The sequence below is a fragment of the Streptomyces sp. S3(2020) genome (assembly GCF_013044505.1).
In the GTDB taxonomy this organism is placed as follows: domain Bacteria; phylum Actinomycetota; class Actinomycetes; order Streptomycetales; family Streptomycetaceae; genus Streptomyces.
The window spans coordinates 38,397-45,900 of sequence record NZ_JABERD010000069.1 but is presented as its reverse complement, the minus strand read 5'-3'; the positions used below and the strand labels follow the sequence as shown (position 1 = coordinate 45,900).

Genomic DNA, 7,504 nt, shown 5'->3' with positions numbered 1-7,504 from the left:
GGCCGTAGGGGCCGGGGGCCTGGGGCTGACCGTAGGGTCCGGGCTGGCTGTAGGGGCCCGGTTGCGCGGGCTGGGAGTACGGCCCCGGTTGCTGAGGCTGGCCGTACGGGCCCGCGGGCGGCTGCTGAGGGTAGCCGTAACCCGGCTGGGGCGCGCCCGTCGGCGGTCCCTGCGGAGGCGGCGGCGTCTGCGGCGGGCCCGCGGGGGGCGGCGGCGCGCCGAAACCGCCTTGTGGCGGCGGGTCCTGCGGTGCGCCGAAGCCGGGCGGCTGGTTGGGCGGCTGGGTCATCAGCGCGTTCCCCCTCGTTCACTGATTTTTAGCCACGCCCTGAGGTACGTAACGGACTCAGAGTCGCTCTCAGACGGCTCTTTCTATCACTCGGGACCGACAGCGACCCGGGCCGATCACCCCCTGTACCCAAGGGAGAACCGGCCCGTGACGCCTCCGTTATGCGCCTTCACGCACCCTTCACTGGTCCTCGGCGAGTTCCAGCCAGCGCATCTCCAGCTCCTCGCGCTCCCCGGCCAAATCCCGGAGTGTGGCGTCGAGTTCGGCCACCTTCGCGAAGTCCGTGGCGTTGTCGGCGATCTGGGCGTGCAGCTTGGTCTCGTTCTCGGAGATCTTGTCGAGCCGCCGCTCGATCTTCTGGAGTTCCTTCTTGGCGGCCCGCTGGTCGGCGGCGCTCCTGTCGGGCGCGGTCTTCTGGACGACCGGTGCGGCGGCGGCCGCGGCCTCCTCCATCTTGTGGCGGCGCTCGATGTACTCGTCGATCCCGCGCGGCAGCATCCGCAGGGTGGCGTCGCCGAGGAGGGCGAAGACCCGGTCGGTGGTGCGTTCGACGAAGAAGCGGTCGTGGGAGATGACGATCATCGAGCCGGGCCAGCCGTCGAGGAGGTCCTCCAGCTGGGTCAGGGTCTCGATGTCGAGGTCGTTGGTGGGCTCGTCGAGGAAGAGGACGTTGGGCTCGTCCATCAGCAGGCGCAGCAGCTGGAGCCGGCGCCGCTCACCGCCCGACAGGTCACCGACCGGCGTCCACTGCTTCTCCTTGTTGAAGCCGAACGTCTCGCACAGCTGCCCGGCGGTCATCTCGCGCCCCTTGCCGAGGTCGACGCGCTCGCGCACCCGCTGCACGGCCTCCAGGACCCGCAGGTCCGGGTCGAGTTCGGCGACCTCCTGGGAGAGATAGGCCAGCTTGACCGTCTTGCCGACGGCGACCCGCCCGCCGACGGGCTGGGTCTCGCCCTCGGTCCGCCAGGCCTCGCGCATGGCGCGCAGCAGCGAGGTCTTGCCGGCGCCGTTGACACCGACCAGGCCGATGCGGTCGCCGGGACCGAGCTGCCAGGTGATGTGCTTGAGCAGCACCTTGGGGCCGGCCTGGACGGTCACGTCCTCCAGGTCGAAGACCGTCCTGCCGAGCCGCGAGGACGCGAACTTCATCAGCTCGCTGGAGTCGCGCGGCGGCGGCACGTCCTTGATGAGCTCGTTGGCGGCCTCGACGCGGAAGCGCGGCTTGGAGGTACGGGCCGGGGCGCCGCGGCGCAGCCAGGCGAGCTCCTTGCGGACCAGGTTCTGCCGCTTGGTCTCCTCGGTGGCGGCGATGCGCTCCCGCTCGGCGCGGGCGAAGACGTAGTCGGAGTAGCCGCCCTCGTACTCGTACACATCGCCCTTCTGCACGTCCCACATGCGGGTGCAGACCTGGTCGAGGAACCAGCGGTCGTGGGTGACGCAGACGAGCGCGGACCGGCGCTCGCGCAGGTGCCGGGCGAGCCAGGAGATGCCCTCGACGTCGAGGTGGTTGGTGGGCTCGTCGAGGACGAGCAGGTCCTGCTCCTCGATGAGGAGCTTGGCGAGCGCGATGCGGCGGCGCTCACCGCCGGAGAGCGGGCCGATGACGGTGTCCAGGCCCTGCGGGAAGCCGGGCAGGTCGAGGCCGCCGAAGAGTCCGGTCAGTACGTCACGGATCTTGGCGTTGCCCGCCCACTCGTGGTCGGCCAGGTCCCGGATGACCTCGTGCCGGACGGTCGCGGCCGAGTCCAGGGAGTCGTGCTGGGTGAGGACGCCGGTGCGCAGCCCGCCGGAGTGGGTGACACGGCCGGTGTCGGCCTCCTCCTGCTTGGCGAGCATGCGGATCAGGGTGGTCTTGCCGTCGCCGTTGCGGCCGACGACACCGATGCGATCGCCCTCGGAGACGCCGAGCGAGACGCCGTCGAGCAGGGCACGGGTGCCGTACACCTTGCTGACGTTCTCGACATTGACCAGATTGACGGCCATTTCTCTCCTGACAAGGGGGATGCTCGACCCTCCAGGGTAGTCCGGCCGCCGGTCGACCCTCCCCACGGCCGTTACCCGGACGTAGGGATTCCCCTAATTGACGTGACCTCATCAACACCGCCACGGTGTCCGCACAGGACACCGGCCACCCCCACTCGCCCAGTCCGCGCACGTTTCCCAGAAGGGGTCCCACCCCCATGTTCGTGCAGCAGTCCCCCACACCCCGACGCAGACGCGGAGCCCTCGCCGCGCTCGTCTCCGCCGCCGCCCTGCTCGCCGTCGGCGCCGCCTCCACCGCTCCCGCCTCCGCCGCCCCCGCCGAGGGCGTGATCCTGGGCGCCGACGCCCGGGGCGCCATCAAGGACAGCTACATCGTCACCCTCAAGTCGGACACGAGGGCCGCCTCCACCAAGGGCAAGGCGGTCGCCACCCGCTACGGCGCCGAGGTCACCCGCACCTACAAGAAGGCGCTCAACGGCTACGCGACCGACATGACGGAGGCCGAGGCCAAGCGGCTCGCCGCCGACCCGGCCGTCGCCTCGGTCACCCAGAACAAGACGGTCCACATCACCGACACCCAGACCAGCCCGACCTGGGGCCTGGACCGCATCGACCAGGCGGACCTGCCGCTGGACTCCTCCTACACCTACCCGTCCAGCGCGGGCAGCGGCGTCACGGCGTACATCATCGACACCGGCGTCCGCATCACCCACACCGACTTCGGCGGCCGTGCCTCCTACGGCTACGACGCCGTCGACGACGACTCCACCGCCCAGGACGGCAACGGCCACGGCACCCATGTCGCCGGCACCGTCGCGAGCGGCACCTACGGTGTCGCCAAGGCCGCGGACATCGTCGCCGTCCGGGTCCTCGACGACGACGGCTCCGGCACCACCGACGGCGTGGTCGCGGGCATCGACTGGGTGACCGAGAACGCCCAGTTCCCGGCGGTCGCCAACATGTCGCTCGGCGGCGACGCGGACTCCGTGCTGGACGCGGCGGTCGCCAACTCCATCGCCGCGGGCATCACCTACGCGGTCGCGGCGGGCAACGACAACACCACCGCGTCCTCCAACTCCCCGGCCCGGGTCTCGACCGCGATCACGGTCGGCGCCTCCACCAGCGCGGACGCACGGGCGAGCTACTCCAACTACGGCTCCGTACTGGACCTGTTCGCGCCGGGATCGAGCATCACCTCGACGTACAACACGTCCAACTCCGCCACCGCGTCGCTCTCGGGCACCTCGATGGCGTCCCCGCACGTGGCCGGCGCGGCCGCCGTCTACCTGGGCGAGAACCCGAGCGCCACGCCCGCCCAGGTGTCCTCGGCGCTGGTCTCGGCGGCGTCCGCGTCCACGCTCACCAGCGTGGGCACCGGCAGCCCCAACCTGCTGCTCCAGGTCACCCCGGCCGGGGACGACGACGGCGGGGACGACGGTGGCGACACCGGCACCGCCTTCGAGTCGACGACCGACGTGTCCATCCCGGACGCCGGCTCGGCCGTCTACTCGCCGATCACCGTCAGCGGTCTGACCGGCAGCGCGCCCAGCGACCTGTCGGTCTACGTCAACATCGTCCACACCTACCGCGGTGACCTGGTGATCGACCTGGTCGCCCCGGACGGCTCGACGTACCGCCTCAAGAGCAGCAGCTCCTCGGACTCCACGGACAACGTCGACGCCACGTACACGGTCGACGCGTCCAGCGAGACGACCGTCAACGGGACCTGGCAGCTCAAGGTCCAGGACGTGTACAGCGCGGACACCGGCTACATCAACAGCTGGAAGCTGACGTTCTAGACGTTCTCGAAGCGGGTGTGCGCCCCGGGAGCACGACCGCCCGGGGCGCACGGCTGTTCACCGGGCGGCTGCCGCCCGCACCTCGGTCAGCAGGTCGTACATCGTCTGCCCGGGGCAGTCCGTCTGGAGCCAGTCGCGGTGGCCGCTGACCGTCTCGACGTCCTTGGTCACCCCGTTGACCGGGTTGGTGAAGGTGACCTTCGCCTGCGGGTCCAGGCCCTTGAATCGGGAGATCACCTTGATCAGACGGACCAGCGAGGCCTTGGCCGCGTCCGTCGGACCCTGGTCGGTGAGGGTGCCGAGGAGCGCGATGCCGAGGTTGCCCGAGTTGTAGCCGGCCGTGTGGAAGGCGGTGACGAGGTTGCCGTCGGAGTCGAAGGCGGGGATGCCGTCGTCGCCGGAGTAGCGGCCCTCGTAGACGGTGCCCGCCTCGTCGATGAGGAAGTGGTAGCCGATGTCGCCCCAGTCGAGGGTGACCGCGTGGTACTCGTAGATCGCCCGGACGGTCGCGGCGGGATCGGCGTCGTCGTTCGGGGTGTCCGTGTGGTGGACGGTGATCGTCTGCAACGCGTAGTACTTCTCCGGCGAGTTGACCACGCCGTTCTTGTACCGCTTCGCCTCGTCCGCGCCCCACGCGGGCCGCGAGAGGTAGCGCACACCGCGCACGCGCGTGGGCTCCGAGGGGACCTTGAAGGCACGCTTCGGCCCGTCGGTGGTGTCGATCGCGAGCGAACGCACGTCCGTCGTGCCGTCCGCCGCCTTCACCTCGTACGAGGTGGTGGAGCCGGCCGCGACCAGGGCCGTACCGCCGTCGTCGACGGTCGCGCAGCCGCCGCTCAGTGTCTGCCAGTCGCCGTCCGCGAGCCGCAGGGCGGCGCCGTCCTGGGCGCCGGCCCAGCGGACACCGACGTAGGAGGCGGCGAAGGCGGTGGTGGCCGTGCCGGTGCCGGTGGCCGCGTCGGAGCGGGTCGTGGGGAACTTCTCCGGCGTCGTACCGGACGCCTCGGGCTGCGAACCGGAGTCGGAGTCGGCCGCCGCGAAGACCACCGGGGTCAGAGCGGCCCCGGCGGCGACGGCTCCGGCGGCCCCGATCACGCCACGGCGTGACAGGGGCCGCTTCCTGCGGTGGGAGGTGGGGGTGGGGGATTCGGACACGGACGTGCCTTCCGATGCGTTCACTTGAGGGGCGCCGGCGGGCACCTTGCGGGGCGCCGGTGACACCTCGCGGGGCGCCGGTGGCGCTTGAAGTATCAAGTGACCCTAGAGGCCCCTGGTGTCCCCCACGTACTGCGTCCGCAGTAGATCGTGTGGAGATCGGGCAAAGACCGCGTCATGCCCCGGCGCCGGTGATCCGCTGCTGCGGGATCAGCGCAGCGGCCGGGGCGAGCCCGCGCCCGCCGAAGACCTGCTCGCCCACCGGCATGTCGTCGCGCGTCAGATGCTCGGGGATGAAGACCGCCGCGGTGACACCGCCGTTGGACGAGGCGCGCAGCTCCACCCGCAGGCCCTGGCGCTCGCGCAGCCGGTTCACCACGAACAGGCCGATCTGCTTGGCGTCGAGGAGGTCGACCTTCTCGGACTGGATCTTGCTGTTGGCGTCCGCGAGGGCCTGCTCGTTCATGCCGAAGCCGCTGTCCTCGACCTCGATGAGCAACCCCTCCCGCAGCCGGGCCGCGCGCAGCTGCACCTTGGTGCTGGGCGGCGAGAACGCGGCGGCGTTCTCGACGAGTTCGGCGAGGAGATGGATGACGTCGGCGACCGAGCCGCCGACGACGGACACCTTCGGGACGGCCCAGATCTGCACCCGGCCCGCGCTCTCGATCTCGGCGACCGCGGCCCGCAGCACGTCCGCCAGCGGGATCGGGTCCCGCCAGCCGCGTCCGGGTGCGATGCCGGAGAGGATCAGCAGCGACTCGGAGTGCCGGCGCATCCGGGTGGCCAGGTAGTCGACGCGGTACAGGCCCTGGAGTTCGTTCGGGTCCTGCTGCCGGCGCGCCATGTCGTCCAGCAGGTCGAGCTGGCGGTGCAGCAGGACCTGGCTGCGGCGGGCGAGGCTGACGTACACGCCGGAGATGCCGCTGAGGAGTTCGGCGCGCTCGGAGGCGGCCTTGAGGGCGGCCCGCTGGACGGCGGTCAACGCGGTGCTCACCTGGGCGAGTTCATCGCCGGCGAGGCGGCGCATGGGGGCCTCGGTGTCGATGTCGACGCCCTGACCGGCGTGCAGCCTGCGCATGGCCTGGGGCAGCCGGCGCCCCGCCACCTCCAGGGCGTCGTTGCGCAGGTCGAGCAGTTCGACGATGAGGCCGCGTCCGACGAGGACGGACACGAGCAGCGACAGCAGCACGCCCACGAGGCCAAGGACCACGGCGACTCCGGAGGCGCCGAGGGTGTCCCAGCCGAACGGGTCGGCCTTGGCGGTCGCGCCGGTACCGGCCGCGCTCTCGGCCGCGGTCAGGTCCTTCAGCACCCCGGCCGCCGCCGCGTCCCAGCCGGTCAGCAGCCCCGACGCCACGGCCGAGGCACCGGGACCGGCGCTCTGCACCCGGTTCTCGACGGCCTGGAGCTTGGCGTACGCGTCGCCGGACAGGATCTCCTCGTACGCCGCCTGGTGCGCGGGCTTGAGGTCGTCGGCCGCCGGCCGGAGCAGCTGCCGCTGGGTGGCGACCGCGCCGACGAACCGCGCGTAGCTCTGCCGTGTCAGCGTCCCGGCGGCCTCGGCGGCCCCCAGCAGCGCCTGCTCACGGGCCAACGCCTCGCGCGCCCGGGCGAGTTCGAGCACCACGCGCGCGTCGGAGGCGGCTTCGGTGCTCTGGTCGCCGGTGAGACCGCCCTCGACCGAGAAGGCGTGCTCGATGACCTCGGTGTACTTCGCATACGCCGTCGAGGGCTTCGCGGCCGCCTCGCTGCGGAGCTGGGCGAGCCCGTCGGCCTCGCCCTTGAGGGTCTCGATGCGCTGCGGCAGGCTCGCGTCGAGGAGCGCCGCGTCCGAGCTGGAGGCGTTGATGCCGTCGAGCAGGGCGGTCGCGGCCCGGTCGGTGGCCTTGCGGGCGGAGGCGTACGCGGCCGGCGCGTCCTCGTGCCGCAGCACGGCGGTGCGCTCGGCCTGAAGCGCGGTGACGAACCCGCTGACGGGGGTGAGGAGTTCGGCGTTCACGTCCTTGGCGCGCTCGGTGTCGCCGATGCTGGACGCGGTCGTCACGGCGGCGAAGCCCCACAGCGCCATGAGGGACACGATGGGCAGCATCAGCAGCGAGACGATCTTCGCCCGAACGGATCTGGGCCGAAGTCGGCCGGTCGTGGTGCGGAGAACGCGCATAGGAGGGACCTCGCAAAGGGGATTTCGGTGCGTACGACGCGCCCTGAAGGGGCGCGGGGCTGTGCCGACATGCGGCTCCGCCGCGTGGGCGCGACCAGCCACAACGGACCCGCACAC

At 71.6% G+C, this 7,504-nt stretch carries 5 protein-coding genes; 1 reads left to right on the top strand and 4 read right to left on the bottom strand.

What is annotated here, in order from left to right; genetic code table 11:
• Together HLK59_RS50500 and HLK59_RS22655 are read right to left on the bottom strand one after the other, a co-directional pair.
• Nucleotides 1–289 (bottom strand): hypothetical protein (locus tag HLK59_RS50500; RefSeq protein ID WP_206327454.1); only part of this gene is annotated, 289 nt, incomplete at its 3' end.
• A gap of 180 nt (nt 290–469) precedes the next feature.
• On the bottom strand, nt 470–2,272 hold the full coding sequence (locus HLK59_RS22655) for an ABC-F family ATP-binding cassette domain-containing protein (RefSeq protein WP_171143324.1): 1,803 nt from the start codon (nt 2,270–2,272) through the stop codon (nt 470–472).
• Nucleotides 2,273–2,469: 197 nt separating this feature from the next.
• Between HLK59_RS22655 and HLK59_RS22650 the strand changes: the two genes are divergently transcribed.
• On the top strand, nt 2,470–4,071 hold the full coding sequence (locus HLK59_RS22650) for a S8 family peptidase (protein WP_171143323.1): 1,602 nt from the start codon (nt 2,470–2,472) through the stop codon (nt 4,069–4,071).
• 57 nt (nt 4,072–4,128) lie between these two features.
• Here HLK59_RS22650 and HLK59_RS22645 read toward each other — a convergent pair whose 3' ends face one another.
• Together HLK59_RS22645 and HLK59_RS22640 are read right to left on the bottom strand one after the other, a co-directional pair.
• Nucleotides 4,129–5,226, bottom strand: a complete 1,098-nt coding sequence (locus tag HLK59_RS22645) for an N-acetylmuramoyl-L-alanine amidase (RefSeq protein WP_346779794.1) — start codon at nt 5,224–5,226, stop codon at nt 4,129–4,131.
• Between the two features lie 175 nt (nt 5,227–5,401).
• Nucleotides 5,402–7,387: a nitrate- and nitrite sensing domain-containing protein gene (locus HLK59_RS22640; RefSeq protein WP_171143322.1), complete on the bottom strand. Its 1,986-nt coding sequence runs from the start codon at nt 7,385–7,387 to the stop codon at nt 5,402–5,404.
• Nucleotides 7,388–7,504 lie beyond the last annotated feature (117 nt).